Origin of the sequence: Planktothrix mougeotii LEGE 06226 (genome assembly GCF_015207485.1) — a bacterium.
Lineage (GTDB): Bacteria > Cyanobacteriota > Cyanobacteriia > Cyanobacteriales > Microcoleaceae > Planktothrix.
In genome coordinates this window covers 115,973-133,486 of record NZ_JADEWU010000007.1, presented here as the reverse complement: position 1 = coordinate 133,486, position 17,514 = coordinate 115,973, and the positions used below count along the sequence as shown (strand labels likewise).

The 17,514-nt window shown below is 39.4% G+C and carries 17 protein-coding genes; 9 read left to right on the top strand and 8 right to left on the bottom strand.

Features of this window, described 5'->3' with window-relative positions; all coding sequences use genetic code 11:
* Nucleotides 1–8 precede the first annotated feature (8 nt).
* The 4 genes from IQ236_RS05515 to IQ236_RS05500 all read right to left on the bottom strand — a co-directional run bounded on the left by IQ236_RS05515 (nucleotide 9) and on the right by IQ236_RS05500 (nucleotide 3,091).
* Nucleotides 9–1,616, bottom strand: a complete 1,608-nt coding sequence (locus IQ236_RS05515) for a ribulose bisphosphate carboxylase small subunit (protein WP_193868325.1) — start codon at nucleotides 1,614–1,616, stop codon at nucleotides 9–11.
* 250 nt (nucleotides 1,617–1,866) lie between these two features.
* Complete coding sequence (locus tag IQ236_RS05510; protein ID WP_072716903.1) at nucleotides 1,867–2,169, bottom strand: EutN/CcmL family microcompartment protein; 303 nt, start codon at nucleotides 2,167–2,169, stop codon at nucleotides 1,867–1,869.
* 87 nt (nucleotides 2,170–2,256) lie between these two features.
* Nucleotides 2,257–2,595: a carbon dioxide-concentrating mechanism protein CcmK gene (locus IQ236_RS05505; RefSeq protein ID WP_072716902.1), complete on the bottom strand. Its 339-nt coding sequence runs from the start codon at nucleotides 2,593–2,595 to the stop codon at nucleotides 2,257–2,259.
* Between the two features lie 184 nt (nucleotides 2,596–2,779).
* Complete coding sequence (locus IQ236_RS05500) at nucleotides 2,780–3,091, bottom strand: carbon dioxide-concentrating mechanism protein CcmK (RefSeq protein ID WP_072716901.1); 312 nt, start codon at nucleotides 3,089–3,091, stop codon at nucleotides 2,780–2,782.
* Nucleotides 3,092–3,711: 620 nt separating this feature from the next.
* On the opposite strand from IQ236_RS05500, the gene IQ236_RS05495 reads away from it, so the two are divergent.
* The 7 genes from IQ236_RS05495 to IQ236_RS05470 all read left to right on the top strand — a co-directional run bounded on the left by IQ236_RS05495 (nucleotide 3,712) and on the right by IQ236_RS05470 (nucleotide 11,983).
* Nucleotides 3,712–5,583 (top strand): NAD(P)H-quinone oxidoreductase subunit F, encoded by a 1,872-nt coding sequence (locus IQ236_RS05495; RefSeq protein ID WP_193868324.1) that lies wholly within the window; start codon nucleotides 3,712–3,714, stop codon nucleotides 5,581–5,583.
* A 214-nt stretch (nucleotides 5,584–5,797) separates the two neighbouring features.
* Nucleotides 5,798–7,300, top strand: coding sequence for an NADH-quinone oxidoreductase subunit M (locus tag IQ236_RS05490; RefSeq protein WP_193868323.1), 1,503 nt, complete (start codon nucleotides 5,798–5,800; stop codon nucleotides 7,298–7,300).
* A gap of 116 nt (nucleotides 7,301–7,416) precedes the next feature.
* Entirely contained in the window at nucleotides 7,417–8,586 is a 1,170-nt protein-coding gene (locus tag IQ236_RS05485; protein ID WP_193868322.1) for a CO2 hydration protein, read from the top strand.
* 121 nt (nucleotides 8,587–8,707) lie between these two features.
* The gene (locus IQ236_RS27610) at nucleotides 8,708–9,274 is read left to right on the top strand and encodes a type IIL restriction-modification enzyme MmeI (RefSeq protein WP_228041432.1); all 567 of its coding nucleotides are present in this window, start codon (nucleotides 8,708–8,710) and stop codon (nucleotides 9,272–9,274) included.
* A gap of 35 nt (nucleotides 9,275–9,309) precedes the next feature.
* Nucleotides 9,310–11,409 carry a class I SAM-dependent DNA methyltransferase gene (locus IQ236_RS05480; RefSeq protein ID WP_228041431.1) on the top strand — a complete coding sequence of 700 codons (2,100 nt, stop codon included), beginning with the start codon at nucleotides 9,310–9,312 and terminating at the stop codon, nucleotides 11,407–11,409.
* A gap of 119 nt (nucleotides 11,410–11,528) precedes the next feature.
* Entirely contained in the window at nucleotides 11,529–11,777 is a 249-nt protein-coding gene (locus IQ236_RS05475; protein ID WP_193868321.1) for an AbrB/MazE/SpoVT family DNA-binding domain-containing protein, read from the top strand.
* A complete protein-coding gene (locus IQ236_RS05470; RefSeq protein WP_228041430.1) occupies nucleotides 11,771–11,983 on the top strand; it encodes a type II toxin-antitoxin system PemK/MazF family toxin in 213 nt (70 codons plus the stop codon). Before IQ236_RS05475 ends, IQ236_RS05470 begins: the two co-directional genes overlap by 7 nt.
* A gap of 25 nt (nucleotides 11,984–12,008) precedes the next feature.
* Here IQ236_RS05470 and IQ236_RS05465 read toward each other — a convergent pair whose 3' ends face one another.
* Nucleotides 12,009–12,401, bottom strand: coding sequence for a type II toxin-antitoxin system VapC family toxin (locus IQ236_RS05465; RefSeq protein ID WP_322744087.1), 393 nt, complete (start codon nucleotides 12,399–12,401; stop codon nucleotides 12,009–12,011).
* On the bottom strand, nucleotides 12,401–12,652 hold the full coding sequence (locus IQ236_RS05460) for a DUF2281 domain-containing protein (protein ID WP_193868319.1): 252 nt from the start codon (nucleotides 12,650–12,652) through the stop codon (nucleotides 12,401–12,403). Before IQ236_RS05460 ends, IQ236_RS05465 begins: the two co-directional genes overlap by 1 nt.
* 91 nt (nucleotides 12,653–12,743) lie before the next feature.
* Between IQ236_RS05460 and IQ236_RS05455 the strand changes: the two genes are divergently transcribed.
* Both IQ236_RS05455 and IQ236_RS05450 read left to right on the top strand, forming a co-directional pair.
* The gene (locus tag IQ236_RS05455; protein WP_193868343.1) at nucleotides 12,744–13,394 is read left to right on the top strand and encodes a Uma2 family endonuclease; all 651 of its coding nucleotides are present in this window, start codon (nucleotides 12,744–12,746) and stop codon (nucleotides 13,392–13,394) included.
* Between the two features lie 209 nt (nucleotides 13,395–13,603).
* Complete coding sequence (locus IQ236_RS05450) at nucleotides 13,604–15,349, top strand: ABC transporter ATP-binding protein (RefSeq protein ID WP_193868318.1); 1,746 nt, start codon at nucleotides 13,604–13,606, stop codon at nucleotides 15,347–15,349.
* A 292-nt stretch (nucleotides 15,350–15,641) separates the two neighbouring features.
* Here IQ236_RS05450 and IQ236_RS05445 read toward each other — a convergent pair whose 3' ends face one another.
* On the bottom strand, nucleotides 15,642–16,004 hold the full coding sequence (locus tag IQ236_RS05445; RefSeq protein WP_193868317.1) for a DUF4087 domain-containing protein: 363 nt from the start codon (nucleotides 16,002–16,004) through the stop codon (nucleotides 15,642–15,644).
* Between the two features lie 117 nt (nucleotides 16,005–16,121).
* The gene (gene clpX, locus IQ236_RS05440) at nucleotides 16,122–17,468 is read right to left on the bottom strand and encodes an ATP-dependent protease ATP-binding subunit ClpX (protein ID WP_193868316.1); all 1,347 of its coding nucleotides are present in this window, start codon (nucleotides 17,466–17,468) and stop codon (nucleotides 16,122–16,124) included.
* Nucleotides 17,469–17,514 lie beyond the last annotated feature (46 nt).

The following is a 17,514-nucleotide window of genomic DNA, read 5'->3' as shown; positions in this document are numbered from 1 at the left end:
ACTGGATCTTAGGGACGTTGGATAATTTCCTCCAGTACCCGACGTTTGGCTTTTGAGTCAATCCCAATCAACCGCACATACTCGCCGCTATGTTCGTTTAAACAACCGTTTAAAGCGGTCATGACTTCAGAGATATTGTTGGATTGAATCGGAGAGCAACTCTTCCAAGATCCGGTGCGGAAGCGACGAGCATCAGCGTGTTCTGTGCCAATTTTGTAGCCTTTAGCTAACAGATCCCGAACTTGATCGGTGACGTTGTTGCCAAGTTTGCCACTAGAAACCGGAGCTACACTGGCGCTACTGCTGGATGCAGGGGCTGAAGTTGAAGCGGTTTTAACCACTTTGCCATCGGGACGTTGAATAATTTCTTCGAGCACCCGGCGTTTGTTTTTGGGATCAATCCCAATCAAGCGCACATATTCCCCAGGATGCTCACTGGCGATGGCATCTAATTTAGACAGGGCATCGGCTACTCCCGATCCCGAAATGCTGGGGCCACTGCGCCAAGATCCGGTACGGAAGCGACGGGCATCGGCGTATTCTGTGCCAATTTTGAAGCCTTTGGCTAACAGATCCCCAATTTGTGATCCTAAATCAGAACTGCCACTACTGGCAGAACCGGACGGGGCTGAGGCGGAAACGCTGACTTTACCATTACTGGATTTGGCAGCAACGGGGCCATCGGGACGTTGAATAATTTCTTCGACCACTCGGCGTTTGGCTTTGGAATCAATGCCTAACAAACGGACATATTCTCCGGTGTGTTCTCTCAGGCAAGCTTCTAAGGCAGCCACAACTTCCCCGGTACTCTTCGCATTAATGGGAGATCCACTCTTCCAAGATCCAGTACGGAAGCGACGAGCATCGGCGTGTTCTGTGCCAATTTTGTAGCCTTTGGCTAAGAGATCGCCAATTTGCTGAACGATTTCCGAGGGTAAATTCCCACCGCCGACATTGGCATAGGAGCGATCGCGACCACTGCCATTCCCAGAGGATTCATTACGGATGGGGTTAATACAAGAAGCGTTTTCAGAACACTGATAACCGGCTTTGAGAGATTGGTTCACACCAATGACATGAGTGGCGAAGCTGAGATCGGCATCCGTGACATTGGGTAAGCGATCGGCTTGTTGCTGATTGGTGATAATAGAACCAGAGGGAACGTATTTTCCAGGGGGAATTTCCACGTCTTCGATTAAAACGTGCATCATCACAATGCAACCATTCCCAACTCTGGAATTAAACACCGTAGAGCGGAACCCAATAAAACAGTTATCTCCCACATAAGCAGGGCCATGAATTAAGGCCATGTGGGTAATGGAAGAATTCTTGCCAATCCACACGGAGTAATTTTGGCCATCATCGCCTTTGACGCGACCTTCTTCTAAGCCATGAATCACTACGCCGTCTTGGATATTGCTATTTTCCCCAATCGCAAAGGGTGAACCTTCATCAGCGCGAATGGAGGTGCCAGGGGCGACTAATACATGAGCCCCAATGCGAACGTCACCAATAATATTAGAGAAAGAATGTACATAAGCCGTTGGATCGATTTTCGGCTCTGCCAAGTTCTTCGACCAAGGGGTTGGAGGTGCCGCTAGGCCACGAACTGCCATAATCTTAATTGCTCCTAACCGAATAGTTGTTTGTTGTTCGTTTTCAGGGTTCGTTATCTCAGAAGCTAAAATGGGTGATTAAGAAGGAATGGAATTAAAACTTAAGAACTTCTAAAGTTTTTCAATTTCGGGTGCAAAATCTCAATTTTTTTCAAAATTTCAATTATCCTATAAGGAAACACCCTTTCAGCCTTGTTCTTTTTCAAGATTTCCGGCTTCTGGCTTCTCAATTGCCCAACTTTCTCTCCTGTTAATAATGATCTCTTTTGCTGTAAATCAAGCGATTTTCTACGCTGATAGTGTCAATAATGGCAACAATAGCCGCATCGCTGGGGCGTTTTTCATTCCCTTCGATTTGACGGGCTGCACTGCCTCGACTGACCAGTACCCACTCACTCACTCCGGCTCCGACTGCATCAATCGCCACCTCATATCCATTGGATATATCTTCTCCATTTTCATCCACAAATCTGACGAGGAGAAATTTGGAACCGCGTAAACTGGGTTCTTTTTGATTACCGACGACTGTGCCAATCACTTTGGCAATTTGCATAAGAGTTGGAGGATGAATAAAGGGAAATTTTCAGTAACAATAGGTCGGATACACCGACTAAAGGTTACGGTTTAAATCTTCTGGAAATTAAGGACGGTTGATGGGACGCCCAGCCATCATTTCGCGGAATTGTTCCACCGCTTCGGTGTAACGGATGGGTAAAACGTATTCTAAATTTTCGTGAGGACGGGCAATAATATGGGTCGATAAAACTTCTCCACCCTTGACTCGTTTGACGGATTCAACTCCCGCCGCTACGGAGGCTTGGACTTCGGAAACATCGCCCCGCACAATCACGGTAACACGGCCACTGCCAATTTTTTCGTAACCGACTAAGGTAACACGGGCGGCTTTTACCATTGAGTCGGAGGCTTCAACAATAGCAGGAAAGCCTAAAGTTTCGATCATGCCAACTGCAATCGCCATTAAATTTGACTCCTAAAATCAATCAAAACGGTTCAGGAATAACGCGGAATGCCGTCGTACAACAGCAAGATTCCGATAAAACTTAAAATTGACTTTTGGTGCTGCGCCAGCGCCACGGTTCAGGAATTGCTTTTAAGAACTTGTACGTTTGTCAATTCAAAGGGGTATTTTTGAGTCCTTAGCCTTAGTAAGACCGGAACTGCTCTACCGCATCGGTGTAGCGAATTGGTAACACATATTCTAGGTTCTCATGGGGACGGGCAATAATGTGGGTGGAAGTCACTTGACCGCCATTGACTCGTTTGACGGATTCAATTCCAGCCGCTACGGATGCTTGAACTTCGGACACATCCCCCCGCACAATTACGGTGACTCGGCCACTGCCAATTTTCTCGTATCCGACTAAGGTGACACGAGCGGCTTTCACCATTGAGTCTGCGGCTTCAACGACAGCAGGGAAGCCCAGGGTTTCAATCATTCCAACAGCAATTGACATTGTTTAACTCCTAATTAATGAACAGACTAAACTACAATGTATTTTTAAGCAATAAGTGACTTCCCAACAGATTGAACCGTCGGATTTCGGCCTACACTCTAGGTTGTAGTTCGCCTCTAAGTCAAATTTTACGGCTTATTTATCCCTAGATTTGGCAATAGTTATATTTTCCTATTGCAACTCCCCATACCGTTAGGTGGGAAGGGGAGATAAGCCCTGCTCTCATGAGAGCTAGAAGGTTGCGGCAGGCCTTACCGTACCTTAATTTTTTGTCAAATACGGCTTTAGATTACCTACAATTTCAATTTGCAGAAATAGTAACGAACCTCCCTCTCTAAGAATAGGAGAATCGTGACACCCTTGACAATATTAATCTGCATTATATTTTCTCATTTTTAATATTATTTTTGTTGATATTGAATTTTGATTAAGTTTTGTTAAGTTCTTAAGAAAATAAAGTTGTGTCGAAACGATTATAGCTCTATTTAATAGAGTTGCAAATTAGTTTGACTCTATAAAAGGGTATAAAAATAGAGAGTTCAAGGCAGAGAACAAACCCAAAGGCGAAATCTTGATATAGTAAATTGATAATTCATAAAAATTTTCTAATTTAACTTAACATGACGGATTTTCTCCTCCAAACCAGTTGGTGGATACCTTTGTATGGCTTAATTGGGGCAATCTTGACCTTACCTTGGTCAACGGGACTGGTGCGACGTACTGGGCCAAGACCCGCCGCCTACTTTAATTTGTTAATGACGCTTTTGGCCTTTATCCATGGTTCGGTGATTTTCCGTACCACTTGGGATGAACCCATTCAGCAAATCCTCATCCATTGGGTACATACGACTGATTTAGACTTGTCCTTTGCCCTGGAAATCTCTCCGGTGAGTGTGGGGTCAATGGAATTAGTCACCAGCCTGAGTTTAATTGCTCAATGTTACGCCCTGGGATACATGGAAAAAGACTGGGCACTGGCTCGGTTTTTTGGCCTGATGGGATTCTTTGAAGCGGCCATTAGTGGGTTAGCCTTGAGTGATTCTTTGTTACTCAGTTACATTCTCTTAGAGTTGTTAACACTTTCTACCTATCTCCTCGTGGGCTTTTGGTACGCTCAACCGTTGGTGGTGACTGCGGCTAGGGATGCGTTTTTGACAAAACGGGTGGGGGATGTGTTGCTGTTAATGGGGGTGGTTTATATCTCAACCCTCGCGGGAAGCTTGAGCTTTTCTGATTTAGAAAACTGGGCAGAAACGGCAACCTTAATGCCCTTACCAGCAACTTTACTCGGTTTAGCTTTAATTGCTGGCCCCATTGGAAAATGCGCTCAATTTCCTTTAAACCTGTGGTTAGATGAAGCAATGGAGGGCCCTAACCCGGCCTCGATTTTACGGAATTCGGTGGTGGTGGCCAGTGGAGCTTATGTATTAATTAAACTGCAACCGGTTTTAGCGTTATCTCCCATTGCCTCTACAACCTTAGTGGTTTTAGGTACGATCACAGCCATTGGTGCTTCCCTGGTTTCCATTGCCCAAATCGATATAAAACGGGCTTTATCTCATTCCACCAGTGCGTATTTAGGGTTAGTTTTTATTGCGGTGGGAGAAAGTCAAGTTGATATCGCTCTGTTATTATTATTCACCCATGCGATCGCTAAATCTTTAATTTTCATGAGTGCGGGTTCCATTATTCTGACCACGAATACCCAAGATTTAACGGAAATGGGCGGTTTATGGTCAAAAATGCCCGCCACGACCATGGCGTTTATTGTCGGTTCAGCCGGTTTAGTGGCGTTAATGCCCTTGGGAACCTTTTGGACAATGCGTCGTTGGGTGAATGGATTTTGGACAGTTCCCCTGTGGTTAATTTTAGTGTTGCTGTTGATAAATTGTTTAACCGCTTTGAATTTAACCCGGGTTTTCGGATTAGTTTTTGCCGGAAAACCTCAACCTAAAACCAGACGCGCACCGGAAGTTCCTTGGCCGATGGCTGTACCGATGGTGGCGATGATTATTGTCACGTTATTAGTGCCCCTGATGTTACAACAATGGCAATTATTACTAACTTGGAATACTCCCTTAGTTGCAACATCTGCTTCTGGGTTTGCCGCCATTGTGTATCAATTAACGGTTCCTTTGTTAATTTTATCAGGATTAATGGGTGTAGCCATTGGAGGAGCAATTTATTTATATGGAATGGGTTCTAAACCCTTTAAATTGCCTTGGAAAGAATTGCAGAATTTACTGGCTTACGATTTCTATATTGATCGAATTTACAATGTTACCGTTGTCTTATTGGTCAGTCGTATTTCTGCCTTAAGTGCTTGGATTGATCGATATATTATTGATGGGATTGTGAATGCGTTTGGTTTAGCAACTCTATTTAGTGGAGAAGGCTTAAAATATAGTATTTCTGGACAATCCCAATTTTATCTGCTCACCATTGCTCTCGGTGTTGGAACACTTGTGGGACTGATGTTGTGGCTATTTTAATCAGTTATCAGTTATCAGTTATCAGTTATCAGTCAAGAAGTGAATAGTAGACAGTTTATTAACTGCTAACTCTTAACTTTTACAGACGCGCGAAAAGCCTACGGCATAGCTTCGCTCAGGCACGTTTCTACACTGATAACTGACCCCTGATAACTGATAACTGACCACTAATTACGGGCGGGGAAACCCCGCCCCTACAACTGATAACTGATTTATGCTGAGTGTATTAATTTGGGTTCCTTTGTTCGGTGCGGCTTTAATTGCTTTTTGGCCGAAGATTTCGGGTAAAACGGCTCGTCAATTGTCATTGGTGATTGCTGGAGGACTATTTTTATGGTCGTTGGTTTTAGCAGGATTATTTGATCCAAGTAATCCTTCTTTACAATTTAAAGAATATATTCCTTGGCTTACACCCTTGGGATTAAATTATTACTTAGGAGTCGATGGTTTATCCTTACCTTTAGTGATTTTAAATGGTTTATTAATTACCATTGCCATTATCAGTACCCATGTAGGAATTAGTCGCCATCAATTGTATTATTCCTCAATTTTGTTGATTGCGGCTGGAATTGCGGGAACGTTTTTATCCCAAAATTTATTATTGTTTCTACTGTTTTATGAAGTGGAATTGATTCCCCTTTATTTATTAATTGCAATTTGGGGAGGCAAAAACAAAGGGTATGCAGCCACTAAATTTTTACTCTATACGGCTGTTTCAGGATTCTTAATTTTAGCATCCTTCTTGGGAATTGTTTGGCTGACCCATACCCTTGATTTTGATTTAGATACCATTAGTGCAACTGCTTTAGGCGTTTCTTCTTTACCCTTAAATACACAACTAATTTTATTAGGCGGTCTTTTAATTGGGTTTGGAATTAAAATTCCTCTGGTTCCCTTTCATACCTGGCTACCTGATGCTCACGTCGAAGCTTCAACCCCCGTTTCCGTCCTATTAGCAGGGGTCTTATTAAAGTTAGGAACCTACGGATTATTACGCTTTGGTGTAGGTTTATTTCCTGATGCTTGGTTAGTGATTTCTCCCTGGATGGCAAGTTGGGCTGTTGTCACCGTTTTATATGGAGCCTTTTGTGCCATTTATCAGAAAGATATGAAGAAAATGGTAGCTTATAGTTCCATTGCTCACATGGGCTATATTTTATTAGGGTTTGCTGCCGCTAACTCCACCAGTTTGTTAGGTTCAGTCATGCAAATGGTGAGTCATGGTTTAATCTCTGGATTAATGTTTTTAACCGTTGGGGTCGTGTATCGAAAAGCCGGAAGTCGAGACTTAGATATTATTCAAGGGTTATTAAACCCAGAACGGGGTTTACCCTTAATTGGAACGATCATGATTTTAGCCGTAATGGCGAGTGCAGGGATACCCGGTTTAGTCGGATTTGTGGCAGAATTTATTATCTTTCGAGGCAGTATGGATGTGTTCCCGGTACAAACATTATTGTGCATGGTGGGAACCGGATTAACCTCCGTTTACTTCTTAATGATGATGAATAAAGCCTTCTTTGGTCGCCTCTCCGAATATGTGGTGAATTTGCCTCCAGTACAATGGCGCGATCGCATTCCCGCCCTGATTTTAGCACTCATTATTGTTGTGTTAGGAATTCAGCCTAATTTAATGGTCAGGTTAAGTGATGCGTCCACAACAGCGTTAGCCCATACCCAACCTTTATTTGCTCATCATCTCGCCGAAAAACTTTAACCGTTCTCATGTCACTCTGACTTTTTTTGTTAAATTGTCAGAGTGATTTCTCACACTTAGTCCAACATGATTGTAAAATAAAATAAACCTTAATTTTAATCAAAACTTTAAACAAAATGACCCTTATCCAATCTTCTGCGGCTTCTCAACACCCTCTATCTGAGTATATTTATCGCCTAGAGTCCGGTGAAGCTTTATTACCGGATTATCCTGAAAATGTGGTGGAAGTAGTTGGCATTTTAAAAAGTTATGGCATTGTTTTGGATGCCTATTCCAAAAATTTAATTTATATTGCCAATGAGCAGTTTTTAGAATTATTTCCGTTTTTTAAATATTTTAATGGCGAGGTAAAAACTCAAAAATTATTGCAATATTGGTGGCATGATCGGATTAACTTTGAATATGCTGAATATTGTATGAAAACGATGTTTTGGCATGGAGGCGGTGGCTTAGATCAATATTTAGATTCTCCTGAATTTCGACCGTTAGCTGAAACGGCTATTCAAGCTAAAACCAAGGGAAATTTAATGATTCAGACCTTACATCGTTTGTTTCCTGAATTCCTCCCCGAACAAATTCGACAACTTTCCTATTACAGTGGATTAGGTCAATTTTGGCGCGTCATGAGTGATATGTTTATTTCCTTGAGCGATCGCTATGATCGAGGAGAAATTAAATCCATTCCTGAAGTGGTTAATCATATTTTATCAGGATTAGTTGAATCAGCGAATCAACCCATTACTTATAGCGTCAAAATTAACAATAAAGTCTATGATATTCTCCCCAAATCTGCCAAATTAACCTTTTTAATGGATACGGCTGTTCCCTATGTTGAAGCGGTGTTTTTCCGAGGAACTCCATTTCCGGGAACCGTTTCTTATAATGCTCAAGCCCATCAAATTCCCCCGGAACAAAAAGAGTTTGCTTATGGTGCATTATACGCCGATCCTTTACCTATTGGGGGTTCAGGAATTCCCCCCACTCAATTAATGCAAGATATGCGTCATTTTTTACCTGACTATTTACACAATATTTATCAAAATAGTTGTCGCGGCGAAGATGATTTACGGGTACAAATTTGCCAAAGTTTTCAAAAGTCCATGTATTGTGTAACAACTGCCGCCATTATTGGATTAGCACCCTATCCCATTAGTACCTCTGATCCTGAGCAAAAACAAGCAAATCGGATTTATTTTGAAAATTGGATGGATCGATTTTTAAACTCTCGTTTAGGGGAAGTTAATAAACCCACATCTAGGGAATGTAAGCTATTTCCAGAACGTTAATACTAGAAACCCGGTTTCTTTTAGAAACCGGATTTCTGACAATCCACAGGAGTTTTCTTAGAAAAAATTACTATATCTACAAAGCTATTTAATGATTTAAAACCAGAGTAAGGATTGTCAAATGTCAGCAACACCGGAAAGCTTACAAAAATTTATTGATTTCTGTAAAGAACAGATCACAGGACAAGAAAGAAAAGAAGCACAAACTTTTTTAGATCGTTTTTTTAAAGCATTCGGTTATGAAGGTGCTTTAGAAGCGGGAGCAAAATATGAGGAAGCGATCAAAAAAGGCAGCTTAAAAGGTAAAACGGGTTTTGCTGATTTAATTTGGAAACCTAAAGTTTTAATTGAGATGAAACAACGGGGTGAGGATCTCAATAAACATTATGCCCAAGCTTTTGCTTATTGGCAACGTTTAGTACCTAATCGCCCTCGTTATGTGATCCTTTGTAATTTTGATGAATTTTGGATTTTTGATTTTGATAATCAATTAGATGAACCTGTTGATAAAGTCGCTGTTATTAACTTAGTAGAAAGAGCGAGTGCTTTTGTTTTTATGGAGTTGGGAAATCGGACTCCTGTTTTTAGAAATAATCAAGTAGAAATTACTGAAATTGCAGCCCGAAGAATGGCGGAATTATTTACAATTTTACACCAAAGATTGTCAAAAAAAAACAGTCTGAATTAATCGTTCAACGTTTTATTTTACAATGTGTATTAGCCATGTTTGCTGAAGATCGGGGATTATTACCTCAAGATTTATTTATTACTTGTGTACAAGATTGTCTGCAAAATAAACTAAGCTCTTATGATATCATTGGGGGATTATTTAGAGAAATGAATCAAACCGGAATTACTCCGGCTGGGCGTTATAAAGGTGTAGATTATTTTAATGGGGGACTATTTTCTACAATTTATCCAATTGATTTAACTGAGAAAGAATTAGAATTTTTAGATGTGGCTGCGAGACAGGATTGGAGTCAGGTTAGACCCGCAATTTTTGGGAATATTTTTGAAGGTTCGGTTAATAAAAAAGACCGTCATTCCTACGGAATTCATTATACTTCAGAAAGTGACATAATGAACATTGTTCGCCCTACTATTAGTCAGTATTGGGAGTCGCGTATTGAGGACGCAAATACTCTCAAGAAATTGTATCAATTACAGTTAGACTTACTCAATTATAAAGTCTTAGATCCAGCTTGCGGGAGTGGAAATTTTCTTTATATTGCTTATCAGGAATTAAAACGCATTGAGCAGCTTTTAATTCATAAAATTATGAGTAAAAAAACTACCAATATTGATCAATTACATATCAGTTTTGTGACTCCCCATCAGTTTTATGGAATGGATCTTAATCCTTTTGCGGTGGAGTTAGCTAGAGTTACTTTAATGATAGGGCGTAAGGTGGCAATTGATAAGTTTAATTTAACTGAATCTGCTTTACCTTTAGATACTTTGGATGATAATATTGTCTGTCAAGATGCCCTTTTTAGTGATTGGGTGAAGGCTGATGCTATTATTGGCAATCCTCCCTTTTTAGGGGGAAATAAAGTCAGATTAGAATTAGGAGATGAATACATAGAAAAAGTTTTCGATAAATTTTCAAATGTTAAAGATAAAGTAGATTTTTGTATTTATTGGTTTAGGTTAGCACATGATAACATGAATCAAAAAGGTAGGGCTGGATTAGTGGGTACTAATTCTATTAGTCAAGGACTAGGAAGAAAAGCATCCTTAGATTATATTACTCAAAATAAGGGTTATATTCACGAAGCAATTTCAACACAAGTTTGGTCAGGTGAAGCAGCCGTTCATGTTAGTATTGTTAATTGGTGTTATGAAAATCCCAAAGAATATTATTTAGATCATCAATTAGTTAAACAAATTAATTCATCTTTGACAACTACCGTAGATGTTTCACAAGTAGGTATAATTAAAGCTAATTCTAATTATGCTTTTAAAGGTGTTCAACCAACCGGACAAGGTTTTTTGATAACAGAAGAAGAAGTTAAAAGATATATCAACAGTAATGAGAATAATAACACGGTATTAAAGAAATTTTTAGATGCTAAAGATTTAGCTAGAAATCCTCATGGAAAACCGGATAGGTGGATTATTGATTTTAATAATATGAGCTTAGAAGATGCTAGTGATTATCAATTGCCTTTTGAACATATAAAAGCTACTGTTAAGCCAGAAAGAGATAAAAATAGGCGAGAAATTACCAAGTTAAACTGGTGGAGATTTGGTGAAAAACGTCCGGCGATGAGGGAAGCCATTAAAAATTTATCTTTTTATTTTGCTATTCCTCGACATTCTAAATGGTCTATTTTTATTCCGGTTCAAAAAGAATGGCTACCCGGTGATTCTACTGTAATTGTAGCATCAGATGATTTTTATATCTTAGGAATATTAACCTCAAATATTCATCGTATTTGGGTAAAAGCACAAAGTTCAACTTTAGAAGATCGAATACGCTACACTCATAAAACCTGTTTTGAAACCTTCCCCTTTCCGCAAACACCGACTAAAAAGGGGGTTGAAAAAATTAGAGAAACCATGATTAAACTCCATGAATATCGGACAGAGCAGATGGATAAAAAACAATGGGGAATTACCCAATTATACAACGAATATTTTACTGAGCCTAGTAGTCAACTGTATAAACTCCATCAACAATTAGATAAATTAGCAATGGAGGCTTATGAATTTAATCCAGATGATGATCTTTTAGAGAAATTATTAAAACTCAACCTAGAGTTAGCCGAAAAAGAGGAAAGAGGGGAAAAAATAGTTGGTTGTTGGGATATTTATCAATAATTTTTTACAGGAGAAACTCAGTTTATTGGATGATTTTTTAAGAAACCCGGTTTCTGATTCCCACGGGACTACATCTACTTGTTATAATAGATAAACCTGAGCATTAAAATCGCAAATGTATGACAGCCAAAATACACATCAGCAACTTGGGTAATTCTTTAGCTTTACCAATACCGGACTATATTGTAAAATTTTTCAATCTGAAAGCAGATGACTCAGTAATTTGCAGTATAGAAAATGGGAAAATGGTCATAGAACCTGTAAATCATACAATTTCAAAATATACCTTAGATGAATTATTGGCAGGCGAAATAGAACCGGGTGAAGAAATCTCTTGGGGAAAACCAGAAGGAGAAGAAGTTTGGTAAACTATATCCCCGAACGAGGTCATTTCATTCGCCTAAATTTCGATTCTCAAGCAGGGCACGAACAGATGGGAACTCGACCTGCACTGGTTGTGAGTCAAACTAAATTTAACCGAAAAATGGGGTTTGTGTTTGTCTGTCCGATTAGCACCACACAACGTAAAAATCCATTTTATGTTCCTATCTTATTTGAAAATATGACCTCCTAGAAACCCGGTTTCTGAGTTCTCATATTCAATACCAGTCCGCGATCGCAAGTCCTAAAACTCTCGAAAACTCCTTGACATTGTGGGTAACAAGAGTTGCTTGAAGTGAAGCGGCTGTCCCTGCAATCAAAACATCGATCGGGCCGATGGGAGTACCTTGTTGCTCCAATTGAGCGCGAATTGTCGCAGCAACAACAGCAGAATTGCGATCAAAAGGAATAAGGTTAATTCGGTTCAAAAGTTGCTGAAGTTGTTGGGTACGTTTTGCAGGGGAGGTAGATTTAGCAATACCTACTTGCAATTCAAACAGGACGATCGCGGAAATACCAATTTCTTGAGGAGATACATTAGCAAGGTTTTGGGCAACTTTTCCTTGTCCTTTAAAGTAGTAAATTAATGTATTTGTATCCAAGATGTACACTAGAAACTCTCCCGCAAGATGTCTTCCCCCGACTCGGCACGAATATCTTCCAGAGTAGGAAAGTCTTCTGCCCATGTTCCAGCTAGGGAATAAACCAGTTCCGCCCAAGGAGTCGAAGTATCTAATGTAGCACTCGATGGGTTAGCATTCAGGTGCTGGGCGCGAATAAATTCAGCAAAAGTGAGAATTTCGCTGGCTTGCTCTTGAGGAAGGCTTTTAACGATCTCGTAGATTTGTTCAATGATAGTCATAATCTGTTTGGTGAGCGAGTACGTTTATTACTATTTAATCTAACTGATTTCATGTTATCATAAAATCACTTGAAAGCAGAAGGAAATGACCATGCAAACCCAAGAAAAACTAGCAATCAAAAAGCAACCACAAACAGAGAAACGCTATTACACACCGGAGGAATATTTAGCATTAGAAGAAACTGCGATCGACAAAAGTGAATATCATGATGGGAAGATAGTAACAATGACAGGTGGAACAACCAACCATAACAGCATCATTATTAACTTGATTGCTAACTTAAAATTTGGCTTACGAGGCAAAGATTACAGATTATTTACTAGCGACGTGCGCCTGTGGATACCCCTAACTCGCCGTTATGTCTATCCCGATATCATGGTGATTCAAGGAGAACCCATCTATCCAGAAAATAACTCAACAGTTGTGACAAATCCTCTGATGATTATTGAGGTTTTGTCTAATTCAACGAAAGACTATGACCGAGGAGGAAAATTTCTCGCCTATCGCTCAATTTCTGAATTTAAAGAATATATTTTAATTGACCAATATAGCTATCATATTGAACAATTTGCTAAAATTTCTAACGGAAAATGGGTATTAACAGAATATGATTTAGAAGACTCTATCTTAACCCTAGAATCCGTAGAATTTCAAATACCCCTAAGAGATATTTACGAAGGAATTAATTTTGAAGTGAAAGAGGAAGAAGGGAACAGAGTAATAACTGAATTTCAAGAATAATATCGAGTCCAGTTAATCGGGGGTCTGAGAAACTGCGTTTCTGCGATAATTGTGGTATCTTTAGTTAGATTTCGGTAAGAAACCCTATTCTGAGTCCCCAAGCGATCGCATGATCAACGAGAAAAGTATTATATTATCTAATATGCTGTATAAACTGCATTACACACACCCAACCCATCATTTAATTGCTTAACTTTATTCACCTAAATATGAAATCTTCTCGACTACAAAAATTGATCGGCTATTTGCGTCCCCATTGGAAAAAAGCAACATTAGGAATTGTGGCGTTATTCCTGGTTAATGCTGTGGGGGTTTATATTCCAATTTTAATTCGGAATGTAGTTGATGAACTGCAAGTTGCAATTGAGTTTGACACCGTACAGCGTCAAGTATTATTGATTTTTATTTTAGCTTCGATGATGTGGGTCATTCGGATGATTTCCCGCATTGTTATTTTTGGGGTAGGTCGTCAAGTCGAATTTGATTTAAAACAAAAGATTTTTAATCATTTATTAACTTTAGAACCTTCCTATTTTTCCGAAAGTACCGTTGGAGATTTAATTAATCGTTCTACCAGTGATGTTGATAGTATTCGCCGTTTATTAGGGTTTGCAGTTTTGAGTCTGGCCAATACGATATTTGCTTACGGGTTAACGCTTCCAGTCATGTTAGCGATTAACCTGCGATTAACTTTATTATCGATTTCAGTTTATCCGTTAATGTTGATTTTAGTACAGGTTTTTAGTGGAAAGCTTCGAGATCAACAAATGACGGTTCAGGAAAAACTATCAAATATTAGTGATTTAATTCAGGAGGATATGAGTGGGATTTCTTTAATTAAAATTTATGCTCAGGAAGAGAATGAACGGAAAGCGTTTGCAGGCCATAATCAGGAATTATTTGAAGCCAATTTAGAGTTAGCTAAAACCCGTAATCTTTTATTTCCAATTTTAGGCGGAATTGCGAGTTTAAGTTTTCTGATTTTATTAGGAGTGGGAGATGAAGCGATCGCCAATGGAGAACTCAGTATCGGTAATTTTGTTGCCTTAATCTTATATGTTGAACGCTTAGTTTTTCCTACCGCCTTATTAGGATTTACAATTACAACCTATCAGCGCGGAGAAGTCAGTATTGATCGAATTGAAGCCATTTTAAGTGTTGAACCTCGGATTAAAGATCCTTTAGAACCTTTACCCTTACCCACTCCCGTTAAAGGCTGGTTAAGTGCTTCTCATCTAACCTATAGTTATCCTAGAAGCAAAATTCCGGCTTTAAATGATGTTAATTTTATAATTAAACCGGGAGAAACCGTTGCAATTGTTGGCCCTATTGGTTCTGGGAAAACAACCTTAGCGAATGCCATTCCTCGGTTATTAGATATTAAGATGGATCAGTTATTTGTAGATGGTCAAGATATTACTCAATTAACATTATCTGATTTAAGATGTGCGATCGCCTATGTTCCTCAAGAAAGCTTTTTATTTAGTACCAGTATTAGCAATAATATTGCCTATGGCAACCCTCTCGCTGAACAATCAGAAATTGAAAAAGTTGCTAAAATGGCTAAAATTCATGAAGAAATTTTGAATTTTCCCAAACAATATGAAACTCTAGTGGGAGAACGAGGAATTCAATTATCCGGCGGACAACGACAACGAACGGCGTTAGCAAGAGCATTATTAGTGGATGCACCCCTTTTAATTTTAGATGATGCCCTTTCCAGTGTGGATAATCAAACCGCAACAGAAATTTTACAGAATTTAAAAATCGGAGTCCAGCGCAAAACCGTTGTGTTTATTTCCCATCAAATGTCGGCGGCTGCAACGGCTGATCGCATTTTTGTTATGGATCAAGGACAAATTATTCAAACGGGAACCCATGCTGAATTAGTGACAATTAAAGGATTATATCAGACCCTTTGGAATCAACATAAATTAGAGGAATTATTAGTTTAATGTAAGTTGGATGAAGTGCAGTCCCAAAGGGATTGATATTTTAACCCAAATTTAAACGGATTATAAACTCAATAATTTACATCATCACCAATCAACAGAATTCGAGAATTGATCGGATTGCTGTAAGAAGTTTTATGAACACTCAGGGCAAAATATATAGCCTACACTTTGCCTTTAGTGTATAGATTTCATGCTGATTAATTACTAAGGTGATTGGATGCGTTTATTAATAGTACAGTGATGAGTTTTAACTTTTTTTTATATCAAGTATATATTGAGTTTTTAATCCGGGTCACCAAGCGGGTAAATTAGCATCTTGCTGACAAGTCGAAAGCGGCAAGGGTTCAACACGTTGAATCCTTGTCACTTTCATCTGGCTACTATCTGTATTAACCTCTAAACAAGCACAGGTATAGCCATAATTTCCATTGGTTTTAACATATTCTGGCCCATCGAGATCAGGAATATTTTCCATTCCGCTTGCTTGATATCCGCCTTGAACGGAAAGAGTCCAAGTCCCATCTGTATCTTTTAAATACCAATTAGCAGGAGTAGGATTTGCTAACCATCCACACCGGGTTTCTTGGGCGTTAGCGGGTAGAGTCAGGGTAAAAAGGTAGGAAATTATAGCAGGTATCAAAAAGTTGATTTTCATGCTTTTATAAAAGATCACCGGGAACAGGGAACAGTAGGGAAGCCAAAATGATAAACTTGCCCCTACAAATCGAATTTTAGTTCATAGGAGCAAGTTGATTAAGCTGATTAATTAGGATTATGCTGACTCGTGTTGTCGATGCCAAGCGGGATGCCATAAAACTTCGGCTGTTGAACGTTTTTCGACCATTTCTTGGGTAATCACACAGCGAACAACATCTTTTCGGGAAGGAATTTCATACATGACTTCTAACATTAATTCCTCCAGAATTCCCCGTAATGCTCTGGCTCCTGTTTTGCGGCGGAAGGCTTCTTTAGCAATCGCTTTTAACGCTTCCGGTTCAAATTCTAAACGCACATTATCCATGCGTAATAGCTTTTTATATTGTTTAACCAAGGCATTACTCGGCTCAGTTAAAATTTGCATCAACGCCCCTTCATCCAACGGAGAAACACGAGTTAAAACCGGAAGCCGTCCTATGAATTCGGGAATTAAACCAAATTTGACTAAATCTTCCGGTTGAACATGATATAAAATCTCATCGGACTGGAGGGGAGTAATGGTTGTTTTATTGTCTTCTCCCGACTGAATAAAACCGAGGGATTTTTTACCTAAGCGCTGTTCAATGAGTTTTTCTAACCCAACGAAAGCTCCCCCACAAACAAATAAAATTTTACTGGTATCAATTTGGATAAAATCTTGATAGGGATGCTTTCTTCCGCCTTGGGGAGGAACATTAACAACCGTTCCTTCTAACATTTTTAAGAGGGCTTGTTGTACCCCTTCTCCAGACACATCTCGTGTAATTGAGGTATTTTCGCTTTTACGGGCAATTTTATCAATTTCATCAATATAAATAATTCCCCGTTGTGCCGCTTCAATATCAAAATCGGCAACCTGTAACAGTCGCAGTAAGATATTTTCAACATCATCCCCAACATAACCCGCTTCCGTTAACGTTGTCGCATCGGCAACGGCAAAGGGAACATCTAATAATTTCGCTAAAGATTGGGCGAGTAAGGTTTTGCCACAACCCGTCGGCCCCATTAACAGAATATTGGCTTTTTGTAATTCGACAAAATCATCGGCTCCTGCATCAGAACCGTTTAATTTTTCAGCACCTAAGCGTTTATAATGATTATAAACCGCAACAGATAGAACTTTTTTCGCCCCATCCTGACCAATTACATGATCATCTAAATAGTTTTTAATTTCAATGGGTTTAGGAATTGAAGTCAGAGAAAATCCTTTCGTTGCAGACTGTTTTGAGGAACGTGCCTCTGGCTGGCCGCTCACTGAACCCTTGGCTCGATTGCGGTCAGAAAATTCTTCTTCTAAAATTTCGTTACAGAGTTCAACGCACTCATCACAGATATAAACACCTGGGCCTGCAATTAATTTGCGAACTTGCTCTTGAGATTTACCGCAGAACGAGCATCGTAAGTGGGAGTCATATCTGGACATAGTGAATTAATCTTTTTTTAATTAATTGCTGGTGGCTTTTCCCTAA